The 14,534-nt window shown below is 70.1% G+C and carries 16 protein-coding genes and 4 tRNA genes; 7 read left to right on the top strand and 13 right to left on the bottom strand.

What is annotated here, in order from left to right; all coding sequences use genetic code 11:
• Positions 1 to 25: 25 nt before the first annotated feature.
• From ACIO1C_RS03610 to ACIO1C_RS03590, 5 genes are all read right to left on the bottom strand, one after another.
• Positions 26 to 102: transfer RNA gene (locus ACIO1C_RS03610), tRNA-Phe, on the bottom strand.
• A 20-nt stretch (positions 103 to 122) separates the two neighbouring features.
• Positions 123 to 197, bottom strand: a tRNA-Asp gene (locus ACIO1C_RS03605).
• Positions 198 to 236: 39 nt separating this feature from the next.
• Positions 237 to 309, bottom strand: a tRNA-Glu gene (locus ACIO1C_RS03600).
• 81 nt (positions 310 to 390) lie between these two features.
• The gene (locus tag ACIO1C_RS03595; RefSeq protein WP_401858130.1) at positions 391 to 2,043 is read right to left on the bottom strand and encodes a metallophosphoesterase; all 1,653 of its coding nucleotides are present in this window, start codon (positions 2,041 to 2,043) and stop codon (positions 391 to 393) included.
• Positions 2,044 to 2,143: 100 nt separating this feature from the next.
• Positions 2,144 to 2,494: a metallopeptidase family protein gene (locus tag ACIO1C_RS03590; RefSeq protein ID WP_356431175.1), complete on the bottom strand. Its 351-nt coding sequence runs from the start codon at positions 2,492 to 2,494 to the stop codon at positions 2,144 to 2,146.
• 218 nt (positions 2,495 to 2,712) lie between these two features.
• Here ACIO1C_RS03590 and ACIO1C_RS03585 point away from each other — a divergent pair, with 218 nt between their 5' ends.
• The 5 genes from ACIO1C_RS03585 to ACIO1C_RS03565 all read left to right on the top strand — a co-directional run bounded on the left by ACIO1C_RS03585 (position 2,713) and on the right by ACIO1C_RS03565 (position 7,270).
• Positions 2,713 to 3,204 carry a fluoride efflux transporter FluC gene (locus ACIO1C_RS03585; protein ID WP_401859085.1) on the top strand — a complete coding sequence of 164 codons (492 nt, stop codon included), beginning with the start codon at positions 2,713 to 2,715 and terminating at the stop codon, positions 3,202 to 3,204.
• Entirely contained in the window at positions 3,201 to 3,569 is a 369-nt protein-coding gene (gene crcB / locus ACIO1C_RS03580; protein WP_401858128.1) for a fluoride efflux transporter CrcB, read from the top strand. Before ACIO1C_RS03585 ends, crcB begins: the two co-directional genes overlap by 4 nt.
• 165 nt (positions 3,570 to 3,734) lie before the next feature.
• Positions 3,735 to 4,316 carry a hypothetical protein gene (locus ACIO1C_RS03575; RefSeq protein WP_401858126.1) on the top strand — a complete coding sequence of 194 codons (582 nt, stop codon included), beginning with the start codon at positions 3,735 to 3,737 and terminating at the stop codon, positions 4,314 to 4,316.
• Positions 4,317 to 4,532: 216 nt separating this feature from the next.
• The gene (locus ACIO1C_RS03570) at positions 4,533 to 7,040 is read left to right on the top strand and encodes a DEAD/DEAH box helicase (protein WP_401858123.1); all 2,508 of its coding nucleotides are present in this window, start codon (positions 4,533 to 4,535) and stop codon (positions 7,038 to 7,040) included.
• A 157-nt stretch (positions 7,041 to 7,197) separates the two neighbouring features.
• Positions 7,198 to 7,270, top strand: a tRNA-Lys gene (locus ACIO1C_RS03565).
• 115 nt (positions 7,271 to 7,385) lie between these two features.
• Here ACIO1C_RS03565 and ACIO1C_RS03560 read toward each other — a convergent pair.
• The 5 genes from ACIO1C_RS03560 to ACIO1C_RS03540 all read right to left on the bottom strand — a co-directional run bounded on the left by ACIO1C_RS03560 (position 7,386) and on the right by ACIO1C_RS03540 (position 10,907).
• Positions 7,386 to 7,979, bottom strand: a complete 594-nt coding sequence (locus tag ACIO1C_RS03560; protein ID WP_401858120.1) for a class IV adenylate cyclase — start codon at positions 7,977 to 7,979, stop codon at positions 7,386 to 7,388.
• A complete protein-coding gene (locus tag ACIO1C_RS03555) occupies positions 7,976 to 8,653 on the bottom strand; it encodes a class I SAM-dependent methyltransferase (protein WP_401858118.1) in 678 nt (225 codons plus the stop codon). The genes ACIO1C_RS03560 and ACIO1C_RS03555 overlap by 4 nt, the downstream gene beginning before the upstream one ends.
• Positions 8,589 to 9,143: a hypothetical protein gene (locus ACIO1C_RS03550; RefSeq protein ID WP_401858116.1), complete on the bottom strand. Its 555-nt coding sequence runs from the start codon at positions 9,141 to 9,143 to the stop codon at positions 8,589 to 8,591. The genes ACIO1C_RS03555 and ACIO1C_RS03550 overlap by 65 nt, the downstream gene beginning before the upstream one ends.
• A 61-nt stretch (positions 9,144 to 9,204) precedes the next feature.
• Positions 9,205 to 10,107, bottom strand: a complete 903-nt coding sequence (locus ACIO1C_RS03545; protein ID WP_401858114.1) for a radical SAM protein — start codon at positions 10,105 to 10,107, stop codon at positions 9,205 to 9,207.
• Between the two features lie 107 nt (positions 10,108 to 10,214).
• Positions 10,215 to 10,907 carry an HAD family hydrolase gene (locus ACIO1C_RS03540; RefSeq protein ID WP_401858111.1) on the bottom strand — a complete coding sequence of 231 codons (693 nt, stop codon included), beginning with the start codon at positions 10,905 to 10,907 and terminating at the stop codon, positions 10,215 to 10,217.
• Between the two features lie 96 nt (positions 10,908 to 11,003).
• Here ACIO1C_RS03540 and ACIO1C_RS03535 point away from each other — a divergent pair, with 96 nt between their 5' ends.
• Positions 11,004 to 11,780 carry an XRE family transcriptional regulator gene (locus ACIO1C_RS03535; protein WP_401858109.1) on the top strand — a complete coding sequence of 259 codons (777 nt, stop codon included), beginning with the start codon at positions 11,004 to 11,006 and terminating at the stop codon, positions 11,778 to 11,780.
• Positions 11,767 to 12,234, top strand: a complete 468-nt coding sequence (locus ACIO1C_RS03530; RefSeq protein ID WP_401858107.1) for an NUDIX hydrolase — start codon at positions 11,767 to 11,769, stop codon at positions 12,232 to 12,234. The genes ACIO1C_RS03535 and ACIO1C_RS03530 overlap by 14 nt, the downstream gene beginning before the upstream one ends.
• Here ACIO1C_RS03530 and ACIO1C_RS03525 read toward each other — a convergent pair.
• The 3 genes from ACIO1C_RS03525 to ACIO1C_RS03515 are packed head-to-tail and all read right to left on the bottom strand — an operon-like array spanning position 12,222 to position 14,489.
• The gene (locus tag ACIO1C_RS03525) at positions 12,222 to 12,782 is read right to left on the bottom strand and encodes an HD domain-containing protein (protein WP_401858105.1); all 561 of its coding nucleotides are present in this window, start codon (positions 12,780 to 12,782) and stop codon (positions 12,222 to 12,224) included. The two genes, ACIO1C_RS03530 and ACIO1C_RS03525, sit on opposite strands and share 13 nt — an antisense overlap.
• Before the next feature lie 5 nt (positions 12,783 to 12,787).
• Entirely contained in the window at positions 12,788 to 13,597 is an 810-nt protein-coding gene (locus ACIO1C_RS03520; RefSeq protein ID WP_401858103.1) for a RimK family alpha-L-glutamate ligase, read from the bottom strand.
• Between the two features lie 10 nt (positions 13,598 to 13,607).
• Complete coding sequence (locus tag ACIO1C_RS03515; RefSeq protein ID WP_401858100.1) at positions 13,608 to 14,489, bottom strand: RimK family alpha-L-glutamate ligase; 882 nt, start codon at positions 14,487 to 14,489, stop codon at positions 13,608 to 13,610.
• Positions 14,490 to 14,534 lie beyond the last annotated feature (45 nt).

Below are 14,534 nucleotides of genomic sequence, written 5' to 3'. Positions count from 1 at the left end.
CCGATCGGTGATCGGGGCTTTCCGGTGGTGGCTGGGGCCGGGATCGAACCGGCGACCTATCGCTTTTCAGGCGATCGCTCGTACCAACTGAGCTACCCAGCCACGCGGCCTCACGGCCGCAGCGGTCCTGACGGGATTTGAACCCGCGGCCTCCACCTTGACAGGGTGGCGAGCACTCCAAACTGCTCCACAGGACCAAGCAATGTGCGAGAGCGAGTCTCGCACACGGTGACGCGTACCCCCAACGGGATTCGAACCCGTGCTACCGCCGTGAAAGGGCGGCGTCCTGGGCCACTAGACGATGGGGGCTAATGGGCCCGCCTGGGCGCTTCGGCAGCGCGTCGGGGACGTGAGAAGCATATGGGATGGCGGAGATATCGCCAAAACGTATTAGGGGGAGGGGGTGGGGGGCCTTGAGGGGGTGGTGGGGGTGCGGGCGGCGGGGGTCGGTGAGGTGGTGGACGTGGTGCTCGGTGACGGGCTGGACGACGTGCTCGGCGACGGGCCCTCGCCCGGGGTGCCCGCTTCCTTCGGGAGGTGGCGGCTCACCTCCGCCGTCGTCAGCCCGAGCCCGCCCAGCGTCACCTCGTCCCAGGCCTGGAGCCGCTTCGTCGTCCGGTCCAGGTAGAGGATCGAGGCCCGTACCTTCTCCGGCTTGTCGTTCTGCACGGCGCGCAGCCCGCCGCCGCCCGTCGACCCCTCGATCTTGAGGCGCGTGCCCAGCGGCATGATCTCGGTCTCGCGGTGGTGGACGTGGCCCGCCAGGACCAGCGGGACCAGGCCGTCCGTCTCCCGCGCGGCCACCGGCTCGTGCGCCACCGCGATGTCCACGGGGGTGCCTGCCTGCTGCTGGTCGCGGAGGGCGGAGGCGAAGCGGATGCCCGCCATGCGCTCGGCCGGGTCGCCCTGCGCCTTCACCGAGCGGTCGGGGGTGAACTGCGGGTCTCCGATGCCCGCGATACGGACCCCGCCGACGGTCACGGCCCGGCCCTCGTCCAGCACCCGGACGTTCTTCATCCGTTGGAGGTAGCGCTGGGTGGTCAGGGAGTCGTGGTTCCCGCGGACCCAGACATAGGGGACACCGAGGTCGGCGATCGGGTCGAGGAAGCCGTTCTCGGCGGCGGAACCGTGGTCCATCGTGTCGCCGGAGTCGATGACGACGTCGATCCCGTACTGCTCCACCAGCGAGCCGATGATGTGCCAGGCGGCCGGGTTGAGATGGATGTCGGAGACGTGCAGGACCCGCAGGGTGGTGGGGTCCGGCGCGTACGCGGGGAGCGTCGCGGTCGCGTCGTACAGCTTGGTCACATTGGTGACCAGCCGCGCCAGCTCCTTCTGGTAGACGTCGAAGTCGGAGACGATCGAGCGGGCGCTGCCGACGACCTGCGGGGCCGAGGAGAGCAGGCCGGAGAACTTGGGCTCCAGGACGGACTTCGGGTTCCAGGTGGCGTACGCGCCCGCGGCGGACGCGGCGAGCAGCGTGAGGGCGAGGCCGCCGGCGGCCAGCGCGCGGCGGGGGCGGCGGTAGACGGCGAGCCCGAGGGCGGTGGCGCCGGAGACGACGGCGACACAGGACCGTACGGCCAGCTCCGTGGCGCCCGCCCCGACGTCGTGCGCGACCTCCTCCTGGAGGCCCGAGAGGCGCTCGGGGTGGTCGACGAGGGCCTGGGAGCGGACCGGGTCGAGGCGGTCGACATCGACGTCCAGGCGCAGGGGCGCGTGGTGCGAGGCGAGTTCCAGGGAGCCGAGGGGCGAGACGTTGATCTTGGTGCCGCCGGTCAGGGACGGCCGGAGGGTCATCTTGGTGTCCATCGGGCCGACGGGCGTCCTGACGCTCCCCACCACCAGCAGACCGAGCCAGGCGCCGAGGAGGACGACGGCGAGGAGGGCGACGGAGCGGGTGAAGGGGTGGGGGGTCGGGAGGAGGGTGCGGGTGGGGGCGGGGCGGAATGGCTTGAGACGGGGTGGGAGGAGGCGTGCGAGCCGGCCCCGGATGCCGGTGGGCGTGGTGCGGACGGGGGAACGGTCTGCATCACGGCGCATTGGGCGCATATGCCCAAGGCCGGGTCGCGCCATGCGCGGCGGGTGGGGCCCGTGGTGCCGCCAGGGCCTGTCAGGCCCACGAAGATCCGCCGGACGGGCCCTACCCCCAGCCGAGCTCGTGGAGGCGTTCGTCGTCGATGCCGAAGTGGTGGGCGATCTCGTGGACCACGGTCACGGCCACCTCGTGCACCACGTCCTCCGTCGTCTCGCAGTAACGGAGGGTCGGGCCCATGTAGATGGAGATGCGGTCGGGCAGGACCCCCGCGTACCACTCGCCGCGGTCGGTCAGGGGGGTGCCCTCGTAGAGGCCGAGCAGTTCGGGGTCGTCGGCGGCGGGTTCGTCCTCGACGAACACGGCCACGTTGTCCATGACCCGGGTCAGCTCGGGCGGGATCCGGTCCAGGGCCTGGCTCACCAGTTCTTCGAACGCGTCGCGCGTCATCTCCAGCACCCGGCCATTGTCCGTGAAGATCGCGTGTTGTGGGGGGCCGGGACGAGCGGGATGAGGGCGAGCAGAATGAGCTTCATGGCTGCACGTCCCCCGACCTCGCCCGCTGTGAGGCCCGTATGAGTCCGCCCGCGCCGGATCCGGAGCCGGTCGACCGGGAGCCGGTCGGTCCCGAGCCGGTCGGTCCCGAGCCGCGGGGTGAGCCGCCGCGTCCGGGGCCGATGGATCCGGACGTCGATCTGCACCTGCCCGCGCACCGGGCCGAGACCGGCGGCGGGCGGCGGGGGCCGGTGCTCGCCGTCATCTCGGTGGGCGGCGCCGCCGGGGCCTCCGCGCGGTACGGCGCCGACGTGCTCTGGCCCACCGCCCCCGACGCCTTCCCCTGGACCACCTTCGGGATCAACGTGCTCGGCTGCGCGCTGATCGGCGTCCTGATGGTCCTGATCACCGAGGACGGGCGGTCGGCGCATCCGCTCGTACGGCCGTTCTTCGGGGTGGGGGTGCTGGGCGGGTTCACGACCTTCTCGACGTACGCGCTGGACTTCCACGACCTGCTGAGGCGTCATGAGGACGCCACGGCCCTGGCGTACGGGGCCGGGACCGTCGCGGGGGCGATGACGGCGGTGTGGGCGGCGGCGCTGGCGACCCGGTGGACGGTACGGCGCGGGGGCGGCGGTCCGGGTGGCCGGCCCGGGGGCGGGGCGGTCCGGTGACCTGGCTGCTGGTGATCGTGGGCGCCATGGTGGGCGCGCCCCTGCGGTATCTGACGGACCGTACGGTCCAGGCGCGGTGGACCGGCCGCGAGGACTTCCCCTGGGGCACGTTCACCGTGAACGCCGGCGGGAGCCTGGTCCTCGGCTTCGTGTCCGGCGCGGCGGTCTCCTCCGGGACGTTCGCGCTGATCGGTACGGGCTTCTGCGGCGCGCTGACGACGTACTCGACCTTCTCGTACGAGACGCTGCGGCTGGCCGAACTCGGCCGGGGGTTCCTGGCGGCGGTGAACGTGGCCCTGTCCGTCCTGGTAGGACTCGGCGCGGTGCTGCTCGGGGTCGAGCTGGCGCGTAGCTGGGTGGGATAGGCGCGCCGGTCGCGCCCTTGCGGCCGTGTCCCCGCGAGGGACACGGCCGTGTCCCTCGCGGGGCCGTGTCCCTCGCGGGGAAAAGGGAGTTGGACGGGAAAAGCAGTGAACCCTTCCCTCCGCCGTCGGCGGGGGGCTCCGTCCCGTGTCCCGGAGGTGCCTCTCGTGCGCCAGTTGTCCGCCCCAGGCCGTCTTGTCGTCGGCCTCGTCACCTCCCTGGCGGTCGCGTCCTCCACGGGATGCATGAGCGTCGGCGACGACGCGGGGAAGCCGGCCCCTTCGCGCTCGGCGGGGCGGCACGGCGCCGCGGTGGCGCCGGACGGCGGTACGGGCGAGGCGCCCGGCGGCTCCGGCGGAGGACCGGAGCGTACGGAACACGGCGGCGGCGACCGCGTCCACGCGGACCGGGAGGGCACGGCCAAGGAGGTCTCGCCGACCCCCAGTTCGTCGCACCGGGCGGCCTCCCCCGCGCCGTCGAAGGGCGTGCCGCCGCAGCCCGGGAAGCCGTCCCCGCCGCCGTGGAACGAGCCGCTGCCGACGAAGGAGCCCACCCGCCCGGCCCCGCAGCCGTCCGACCCGCCCCCGCCGCCGCCGACTCCCGAGCCCCAGCCGGAGCCCGATCCGGAGCCGACCGTACTGCCGTCGGCGTCGCCCGCGGCCAACCTGCGGACGGGCGAGATGTTTCCGGGCGACGGGACGGGAATGCGGAAGATGCCGACGGCGTCTCCACAGGTGGGGCCGGTGTGACCCGAGGCGCGGAGCAGCTGGCTGGCCTGCTGGTTTGCCTAAGTGGGGGGAGGGTGCGTATGGTAGTAGATCGTTTGATCATTGCCTGGCGCCGACACAGAAGAGCGCCGCGTGGCGCGTACTCTCCCTTGCCGTGGCTGACCGCATTGAGGCGGTCGATTTGCGAATCACGGAGTTTGGGCGCGTGCCGAGACTCCGGAAGGTTTCGCATTTCGCATGTCCATTTCCAGTACTGACCACACCGTCATGCCCGAGAACGAGTCCACCGAGACCGTCGCGGGAAGCACCACCGAGACCGTCGCGGAAATCACCGCCGAGACCACCGCGATCGTGGAGATCGTCGAGGACGTCGAGGACGCGGAGACGGTAGTGGCCGAAAAGGCAGCCGACTCCAGCGAGGCTTCGGAGCCGAGCGAGGCTTCGGACTCCACCGAGACCGTCACCGAGGCTTCGGACTCCACCGAGACCCTCACCGAGGCCTCGGACACCACCGAGTCCCTCACCGAGGCCTCGGACACCACCGAGCTCGACGAACTCTCCGACGACGCCCTTGAGCTTCCCGAGGTCCCCGCCGGCCCGCCCGGCGTCACCTTCGGCGACCTCGGTCTCCCCGAGGGCATCGTCCGCAAGCTCGGACAGAACGGTGTCACCGCGCCCTTCCCGATCCAGGAAGCGACCATCCCGGACGCCCTGGCCGGCAAGGACATCCTGGGCCGCGGCCGTACCGGCTCCGGCAAGACCCTCTCCTTCGGTCTGCCGCTGCTGGCCACGCTCGCCGGCGGCCACACCGAGAAGCGCAAGCCGCGCGGCATCATCCTCACCCCGACCCGTGAGCTCGCGATGCAGGTCGCGGACGCGCTCCAGCCGTACGGCGACGTGCTCGGCCTGAAGATGAAGGTCGTCTGCGGCGGTACGTCCATGCAGAACCAGATCTACGCGCTGGAGCGCGGTGTCGACGTCCTCGTCGCCACCCCGGGCCGGCTGCGCGACATCATCAACCGCGGCGCGTGCTCGCTGGACCAGGTCCAGATCGCGATCCTCGACGAGGCCGACCAGATGTCGGACCTGGGCTTCCTGCCCGAGGTCACCGAGCTGCTCGACCTGGTGCCGAGCGGCGGCCAGCGGATGCTCTTCTCCGCCACCATGGAGAACGAGATCAGCACGCTGGTCAAGCGCTACCTGACCAACCCCGTGCACCACGAGGTCGACAGCGCGCAGGGCAACGTCACGACCATGACCCACCACGTGCTCGTGGTGAAGCCGAAGGACAAGGCGCCGGTCACGGCCGCGATCGCCGCCCGCAAGGGCCGCACGATCATCTTCGTACGGACGCAGCTCGGCGCCGACCGTATCGCCGAGCAGCTCAGCGACTCGGGCGTGAAGGCCGACGCGCTGCACGGCGGGATGACGCAGGGTGCCCGTACGCGCGTGCTTGAGGACTTCAAGAAGGGGTACGTCAACGCGCTCGTCGCGACTGACGTCGCCGCGCGCGGTATCCACGTGGACGGCATCGACCTGGTGCTGAACGTGGACCCGGCCGGGGACCACAAGGACTACCTCCACCGCTCGGGCCGTACGGCACGCGCCGGCAAGTCCGGTGTGGTCGTTTCGCTGGCGCTGCCGCACCAGCGCCGCCAGATCTTCCGGATGATGGAGGACGCGGGCGTCGACGCCTCGCGCCACATCGTCGCGGGAGCCGGGGTGTTCGAGCCGGAGGTCGCCGAGATCACCGGCGCCCGTTCGCTCACCGAGGTCCAGGCGGACTCCGCGAACAACGCGGCCAAGCAGGCCGAGCGCGAGGCCGTCGACCTGACCAAGCAGCTGGAGCGCGTCCAGCGCCGTGCCGTCGAACTCCGCGAGGAGGCCGACCGCCTGGTCGCCCGCGCGGCGCGCGAGCGGGGCGACGACCCGGAGGCGGCGGTGGCCGAGGTGGCCGCCGAGGCCGAGCGCGCGGTGGCGGAGGCCGCAGCCGCGGCCGCGGCCGCGGCCGTACCGGCGCAGCGCGAGGAGCGCCGGGAGAGCCGCGACGACCGGGGCAACTTCGGGCGTCGTGACGACCGGGGCGACCGTGGCGGCGACCGCAGGGACGACCGCGGCGAGCGCAGCGGCCGGGGCGGCGCGCGGGGCTACACCCCGCGTGACGGCGGCGGCAAGGATGGCGGCTTCAACCGCGACCGTACGAACGACCGTCCGAGCGGTGGCTTCCAGCGCCGGGACGACCGCCCGGCGGGCGGTGGCTTCAACCGTGACCGTACGAACGACCGTCCGAGCGGTGACCGTGGTGGCTTCCAGCGCCGCGACGACCGCCCGGCGGGCGGTGGCTTCAACCGCGACCGTACGAACGACCGTCCGAGCGGTGGCTTCCAGCGCCGGGACGACCGCCCGGCGGGTGGTGGCTTCAACCGGGACCGTACGAACGACCGCCCCGGCGGCGACCGCGACCGCGACCGTACGAACGACCGCCCCAGCGGCGACCGTCCGAGCGCGGACCGCCGCGACGACCGTGGCGGCCGCCCCTTCGAGCGCCGCGAGCACCGCCCCGTAGGTGACCGCCCGGTCAACCGCGACCGCCGCGACGACCGCCCGACGACCGGCTTCCGCGCCGCCGCGTCCCACGACCGCCCGACGGGCCGCCGTGACGACCACCGCGGCGGTTCGACCGGCACCGGCACCGGCTCCTTCGGCCGCCGCGACGACAAGCCCCGCTGGAAGCGCGGCAACTGACCCGCGGCACCCCGCTGAGTGAGCAGGGCCGGCCGGACACCCCCAGGGGCGCCCGGCCGGCCCTGCCCTACATCCGCACGAGGACGCGACGCCCCCACACCCGATACCCGATCGGCTCCCGCCGCCGGGCGGGCTATGCTCGTGGGTGTCGCGCCGAGGGCCGTTAGCTCAATTGGCAGAGCAGCGGACTTTTAATCCGTTGGTTGTGGGTTCAAGTCCCACACGGCCTACTGGCACGGGAAGAGGGCCACGCCCCCGACCCACAAGAAGCGCCCCACCCGGCCGGGTGGGGCGCTTTCTCGTGGAAGGGGCCGCCGTGTGTGGACCACCCGGCGGCGGGGCCGCCTACCCTCGTTCCAGAAGTCCTGGCGCTCGGTTCTTTCCGCTCCGGTCCTCATCGGCGAAGAGGAGTGTGGGCTCGGCAAGGATGTCTCGCCCGGCCTCGCTCTTGTAGATCTCGTCGATGCTGCCGAACCGGGCTTCGGAGTAGTCGAGTTCCAGCAGCGCTGCGGCTTGCCGAACGGACGCCTCGTCGGGCCCCTCGATCTCGATGAACGTCGGGAGGCCGGGCCACGTGTCGAAGTCGAACGCGACTTCGCCCAGGCGCCACTCTTCGCGATAGTTCTCCTGATAGCGGACCTCGCTCATGCCGATGTTCCGGAGAATCTCGGCCATGGCCTGCAGGTCGGTGACTTCGGTCTCGATCTCGGTCGTGCCGTCGATCGTGGTGGCGTCGGTCACCTGCTTGAGCGTGAGTGTCGAACGTGTGCCCTCGTCGCGCAGGCGTACCCAGGCACCGCCGTCGAGGGCGTCGTTCTCGAAGATCTTGCGGGTGAGCAGGATGCGCGGGAACGCCTGGACGGCGCCGAGAGCGGTCAGCCGTGCCCTGAGGTCGGCGACGTCAATGGCCAGGAACTTGGCTTCGTACTCGTGCTTCATGAGTCCTTCTTCTCCTGGTGGCAGGAGGAGTGGGGGGTGTGAGCCGCGAGGAGCAGGCCCATCCGGTGGGTGTGGTCCTGGAGCCGGCCGACGTGGGCTCGCTCGGTGAATTCATTCGTGCGCAGGGTCAGCAGAACATCCCAGTCGCCGATGAAGTGGCGCCTCAGTTTCTCCGGCGACGTGTAGTGCTCGATCCCGTGGTGGCGCTGTTCCACGGGCATCATGAACTCTGCGCCGAACAGGCCACCGGGCCGCACCATGGCCTGCATACGGGTGACGAACTCCGCCAGCGGGCTCCGGTGGTTGGCACTGTAATGCCACGAGCAACTCGTCCAGACGGCGTCGCAGAGCATCCCCAGGGGCTCGGCCTGGAGGAAGTCCTCCTCCACCACCTGCACCCGGTCGTAGACGGCTTCGAGTTTGAGACGGTCGACAAGACCTGTCGTGTGGGCGCGTTTGTCACCCGGAAGGTGCACCTCGCCGCCGTGCAGGGCAAGTGGGTCGCGCTCTACGGCGATGACGCGATAGCCGGCGGCTGCCAGCGGCAGGACAAATTTGCCGTCGCTCGCCCCGATGATCGCGACGGTGGCTCCGGGAGCGGCTTGCTCCTCAACTGCGGCAAGGAACTGGGGGAAGAACGTAAGGGTGTGGTCCCACAGGCTCCGGGTTCGCACTGCGGTGAGCTCCTCGCTTGTCGGTGGCCAAGATCGCGCGACAGACGTCCTCGGGTCCGAGCCCTGTGGTGTTGATGCGGTACATCGGGAACTGGGCGTATGCGCGGTTGATCCGGTCGGCGGCGTCCTCTGCGAGGACGTCCCAACGGGAGACCGGCTTGTCACGGTGAACGAGGCGGCGCCTGCGCTCGTCCTCCGCGCAGATCAAGTAATAGGTGGTGGGTTGCGGCAGATCGGAGGGCAGTGCGATGTCGATGCCGGCGCCCAGGGCGTGGTGGTTGGCCAGGCAGCGGGCGAAGTAGCTCTCCACGACAACCGGATCACCGGCGATGAGGTGGCTTCGGATCTGATCGGCCGCGGTCAGCAGCGCGGAGAGGTAGAAGCACATCCGCGCGTCGACGTTCCCTCGCGCGTCCACCTCCCGTCTCAGGGGCTCATAGATGGAGGGCATGGTCGGGACCAGGATGGCGCCGCGGGATGCTGCCAGCATCGGTGCGACGGTTGACTTTCCGGTGCCGCGAAGTCCTTCGAGGCTCTCGAACCGCGGGTGCTCAGGCACGGCCGTAGACCACGTCCGGCACCGCGAGGGTGAGTTCGTCGGTGGCGGAGGGCCGGTGGACGATGTGGTCGGCGATCTTGTCGTACCAGAAGGCGTGGGAGTCCTTGCCGACCGCCTTGCAGGACATGGTGAGCGCGCCTCGTGGGTCCGCCTCGATCCGCTCGATCTCGACCGGCCCACCAGCAGGGGTACAGATTCCGGGAGCACCGTTCTCGGACAGATCCTCGTCGATGATCACCTCGACCACCAGCTTGGCCGCCCGGAGTTCCTCGCGCAGGCGGGCGTAGGCGCTGGTGTTGGTGACCAGGAGTTCCGGATGGGCGGCGGCGTTGCCGACAGGCCGGAGGCAGTGGAGCTTCAACTGCCGTACGTCGAAGTGCTCCAGGGTGCGTGCCAGCGGCAGAACCTCGTCGATGTTGCGGGATGTGACCGTCATGGTCGCGCCCGTACGGACACCGAGTTGCCTGGCGAGGTCGAGTGCGCTCAGCGCGCTCTGGTAGCTCCCTGCCTTGCGGATGTGGTCGTTGGTAGCGCCGATGCCCTCCAGCGAGACCCGGAGCAGGTCCAGATGCGGAGCGATCTCGGTCAGCCGGCGCTCGACCCGGTAGCCGTTGGTGCAGATCTCCACCTGGAGTCCCAGTTCCTGCTTGGTGTGCTGGACGACCCGGGCAAGATCCTTGTAGACGAACGGTTCGCCGCCGAGCAGGGTGACGGCTTCCGCACCGTAGTGGTCGCGCATGAGCGTGATGAGGTTGATCGCCTCTTCGGCGGTGAAGGCGTCCGCGTGCTGAAGTCGCTCGCCGTGGAAGCAGTGCAGGCACGCGAAGTTGCAGCGATACAGCAGCTGTAAGTACAGCATCCGGATCCTGCGGATCCCGGTGATTACCCCGATCACGTGGTCCTCCTTCGGCCAGTTGCCTGGTGGAAGACCTGATGGTGGCGGAGAGTACGAGGACCGCGTCACCGCGTATGCGGACGTGCCCGGGACGTCCTGGGACGTTTTCAGCGTGCCGCGTAGGTCTCCAGGAGCTGGAGAAGGCGCGCGGTGTCCGACAGATCCGGCAGTACCTCGGATGCGCCGGCGGCGGCCAGTTCTTCGGCTGTGTGGATGCCCGAAGCGACCGCGATGATCCCGGAGCCTGTGGCGAGTGCCGCCTCGACATCCCGCGGCGTATCCCCTACAAGCACGACAGGAACGCCCTCGCGCACGCCCTGGAGGCGCTGGGCTCGTTCTCGGGCGACGGTCACCAGGTCCGGCCGCTGGAGGGCGTCAGCGCCGTAAGCACCGACGGCCAGATCCAGCAGGGCGTCGAGGCCGAAGGCCGACACCTTCACGTGGGCGTTGGCCGCGATATTGCCGGTCAGCACCGACGACACCCAACCGCTCCGGACCGAGACCGCCTTGAGAATCGCCCGTACTCCCGGCAGAGCTGTCCCACGCCGCCGGAGATCTTCGAAGCGTTCCTCACCGGCACGGGCAAGAGCGGCCTCGACAACCGCCCACTCCGGCTCGGGCAGACCGTCCAGGACGAACATGTCCCGCATGATCAGGCGATCCGTACGGCCCCCCGTCCGCGCCGGCCGCGTGGGAGCGGCCCCCGTCAGCGACGCGAAGGCGGCTGCGTATATCTCCTTGCTCACCTCCGAGTTGTCGATGAGGGTGTGGTCGATGTCCCACAGGACGATGAGCTCCATAAGACCAGCGTAGATAGCCTGGCGTAGCGTCAGCTGTCGAGGAAACGTCCCATAACGTCCTTGCCTTCGACCTTCGGCCGGGCTTGTATGGTTTCCGTGAACGAGCGACTCCACTCCGTACTCGCCCAGCGGGGCGTGCCGCCCGAGTCGCTTGCCGAGGTCTGCGAGGTGGACCCCAAAACCGTCGGCCGCTGGCTCGGCGGGCGTGTGCCCCACCCGCGGCACCGCTTCCGGGTCGCCCAACACCTGCGGGTGGAAGAGACCTTCCTCTGGCCCACCCCGCCCCGGGGCGTGGGCAAGCCGGGCTCCGGGTCGGACACCGAACTCGTGGGCACCTACCCCAATCGCGCCAGTGTTCCCCGCGACACGTGGCTCTCGCTCCTCCAAGGGGCGCGGGACCAGATCGGCTTACTCGTCTTCTCCGGCACCTTCTTCGCCCAGTCCAACCCACGCGTGGCCAAGATGCTCGCCGAGCGGGCCGCCGCCGGCGTTCGGGTACGCCTGTGCTTCGGCGACTCGAACGGCCGGGCGGTCGCCGTCCGGGGCCGCGAGGAAGGCATCGGCGGCGACACCCTCGCCGCCAAGATCCGTGCTTCCCTGACCTACTACCGCCCTCTGCTGTCCGAGGCGGGCTGTGAAGTCCGGCTGCATGACACCACGCTCTACACCTCCCTGTTCCGCTACGACGACAACCTGCTGGCCAACCCCCACATCTGGGGCCAGCCGGCCAGTGCCAATCCCGTGCTCCATCTCAAAAGGGTTGATGCCGCCGGGTGGTTCGACAACTACGCTCAGAGCTTCGAAGCCGTCTGGGCCGGTGCGCGGCCCTGGGCACCCGGCCAGGAGGGGACCGCCGCACATGGGCAGGACTGAGTACTACAACGACCCCGAGGCCCCCAAGGCGAACACCCTCATCCCGGCCAACAACCTGCTCGTCGTCGACGACAGCGGCGCCATCCTGCTCCAGCGCCGCCGCGACACCGGGCAGTGGGCGCTGCCCGGCGGAGCGCAGGACATCGGCGAGACAGCGGCCCAGTGCGCGGTACGCGAATGCCTGGAAGAGACCGGCATCATCGCCGAGATCACCGGCTTCCTGGGCATCTACACCAACCCGAACCACATCGTCGCGTACACCGACGGCGAGATCCGCCAGCAGTACGAGAACACCTACATCGGCCGCCCCGTCGGAGGCGAACCCACCATCAACGACGAGGCCGACGGCGTCCGCTTCATCCAGCCCACAGACCTCGACCAGTACGACATCCACCCCAGCATGCGCCAACAGATCGGCGACTACCTCGCCGGCACCTACCCCTACCTGGGCTGACTCGCCAACGCCGCCTCCACCCGCTCCACGGCGGCAAAGATCTCCGGGGCTGCCCGACGGATGAACCGCCCCACCACACTGTCAGCTTCGTAGCGGCTGAGGATTTCTGACACTCGCGCCTCGGCAGTCGTCCGATCTCCGTCAGGCGTGGTCGTCATGTCGCAGTAGACCAGCGCATCCACCAGCGACCGCTTCTCCGGCGACGGGAATTCCACCTTCAGCACCTCACGCAGCCCGCGCTCCTCGGCCTCCAACAGCGCGAAGGTGTGATTCGCGACAAGCCGTACGAGTCGTGCATCGGCACCGTGGGTGTCCCGCAGGAACCGAGCGCCGTCCAGCGGATGAAATCCAGTCACGGCCAGCTGCGGAGCGTAGCCCACGTCGTGCAGGACAGCCGCGGAGACGAGCAGCTCGGCGTCGTCCTCCACGATCCCGGCCAATTCGGTCGCACGCCGAGCGACGCCTTCAGAGTGTGCGTACCGACGGGGAAGCGGTCGGCGCAGCTCAGCCTCGGCAACCGAACGAGCCCACTTCGCCGAGGGGGCCATGGTGGTTACCTTTCCGCCGCGCGGAGCGCCAGGGCCGCGAGGGCTTCTGGGGCGCCTGGTTGGTTTCTTATGCCGGGGAACGCGTTGATGTCCACGATCAGGGGGGCGCCTGTGGGGGTCGTGATGATGTCCACTCCGTAGACGTCCAGGGCGAAGACCTTGCCGACCTTTCGGACCAGGGTGAGCCAGGTCGGGGGGAGGTCGGTGGGGGTGAGTGGGGGTGGGGGTGGTGGCGTGGGGGTGGTGGCGAGTTCTGAGCGGCGGTGGGTGGCGAAGACCTTGTCGGCTATCACCCAGAGTTTGTGGTCCCAGCCGCTGTTCGGGGTGAACTCCTGAATCACTACTGGCTCTTCGGGCCAGCTCGCTGCCAGGGCTTGTAGCTGTGCGGGGGTGTCGGCTCGGGCCACCAGGTCCTCTCGGCGGCTGTGGCGGCTCTTCACCACCAGGGGGAGGGGGAGGGGGAGGCGGGGAATTGGCAGGGATGTCAGGTTGGCCAGGGTGCCTGGGGTGTGGGTTTGGGCGAAGGGGAGGGCTGCCTGTAGGGCCAGGTCTGCCATCGCCGTGCGGTCCTGGCACAGTTCCGTGGCCGCCGCCGAGTTGAGCACCCTCGCGCCGCGTTCCTCGAACGAGCGGGCCAGGGTCAGTGCCCGGGGTGTTCTGGACTTCAGTAGGTAGACGTCCGCCAGGGGGGCTGCGGTGGGGTGCAGGGGGTGGTTGGGATGTACGTGGGTTACCTCGTGGGTCGGTTTGAGGAGTCTTTCCGTTGCCGCGAGGAGTGGGTGGTCCGGGTTCGGGGTCAGGAAGCAGATTTTCATCGGCGGTCGCTCATCTGCCGTCCCCCGCCACGGCGGAGACCGGGGTCTGGTGGGGCGGCAGGGCTGGGGGTACGGACGGGCTCCCCCCGCGCGCCAAGTTCAGGATCGCCCTGGCCACCCTTGCCGCCGCGTCCGGTACCTGGCGGAAGCTGGGGAAGTCGTTCACGTCGACCACCACCGGGCCGTCCGGGCCCAGGAGGACGTCCACGCCGTACAGGTCCAGTCCGTAGACCGCCCCGACCTCGGTGACGATTCCGGCCACTTCCGCGGAGAGCGGCACGCGCCGCTCCTGGGTCGCGCGGTCCGGGTGGAGCGGGGAGTTGCGCTCGGTGGCGTACAGCTCGCCACCGACGCAGTACACCTTGAGGTCCGTTCCCGAGTTCGGTACGTACGGCTGCGCTATCAGCATGCCGTCCCCGGCCAACTCCCCGCGTATCTCGGCCATTCGCTCCGGCGACGCCACCAGCCGTACCGCGCGGCCCGAGCTTCCGTCGGCCGGTTTGACCACCAACGGGTAGGCGGAGGAGGGGATCTCGGCGAGTGCGTCCGGGTGCGACGCCGCGTACGTCATCGGCAGTGGGAGGCCCCGGTCGTGGCCGATCGCCGCCGCCACCGCCTTGTCCCTGACTCTCCGTATCGCCCGCGCGTCGTTGACCGTTGTGAGCCCCACCCCGGCGGCGGCCTCCAGGAGCGACAGGCCGGGACCGCCCGAGACCGTCTTCAGCACCCAGGCGTCGTGACTGCCCGCCCGTACGACGTCGGACAGCGGCAGCAGCGCACTGCCGGGGCGCAGGACGTCCACCCGGTGCCCCCACGCGACGAGTTGGGAGATCACCTCGACGGGCATGCCGTCGTAGCGGTACTGCTCCTCCACCAGAAAGCAGAGTCTCATCGAGCTTCCCCGTAACCCCGGACGACCGAGACGACCGAGCATCGT

Origin of the sequence: Streptomyces sp. NPDC087420 (assembly GCF_044744165.1) — a bacterium.
Classification (GTDB): Bacteria; Actinomycetota; Actinomycetes; order Streptomycetales; family Streptomycetaceae; genus Streptomyces.
Note: the sequence above shows the minus strand (reverse complement) of the source record. Positions and strands in the feature narration are given on the sequence as shown.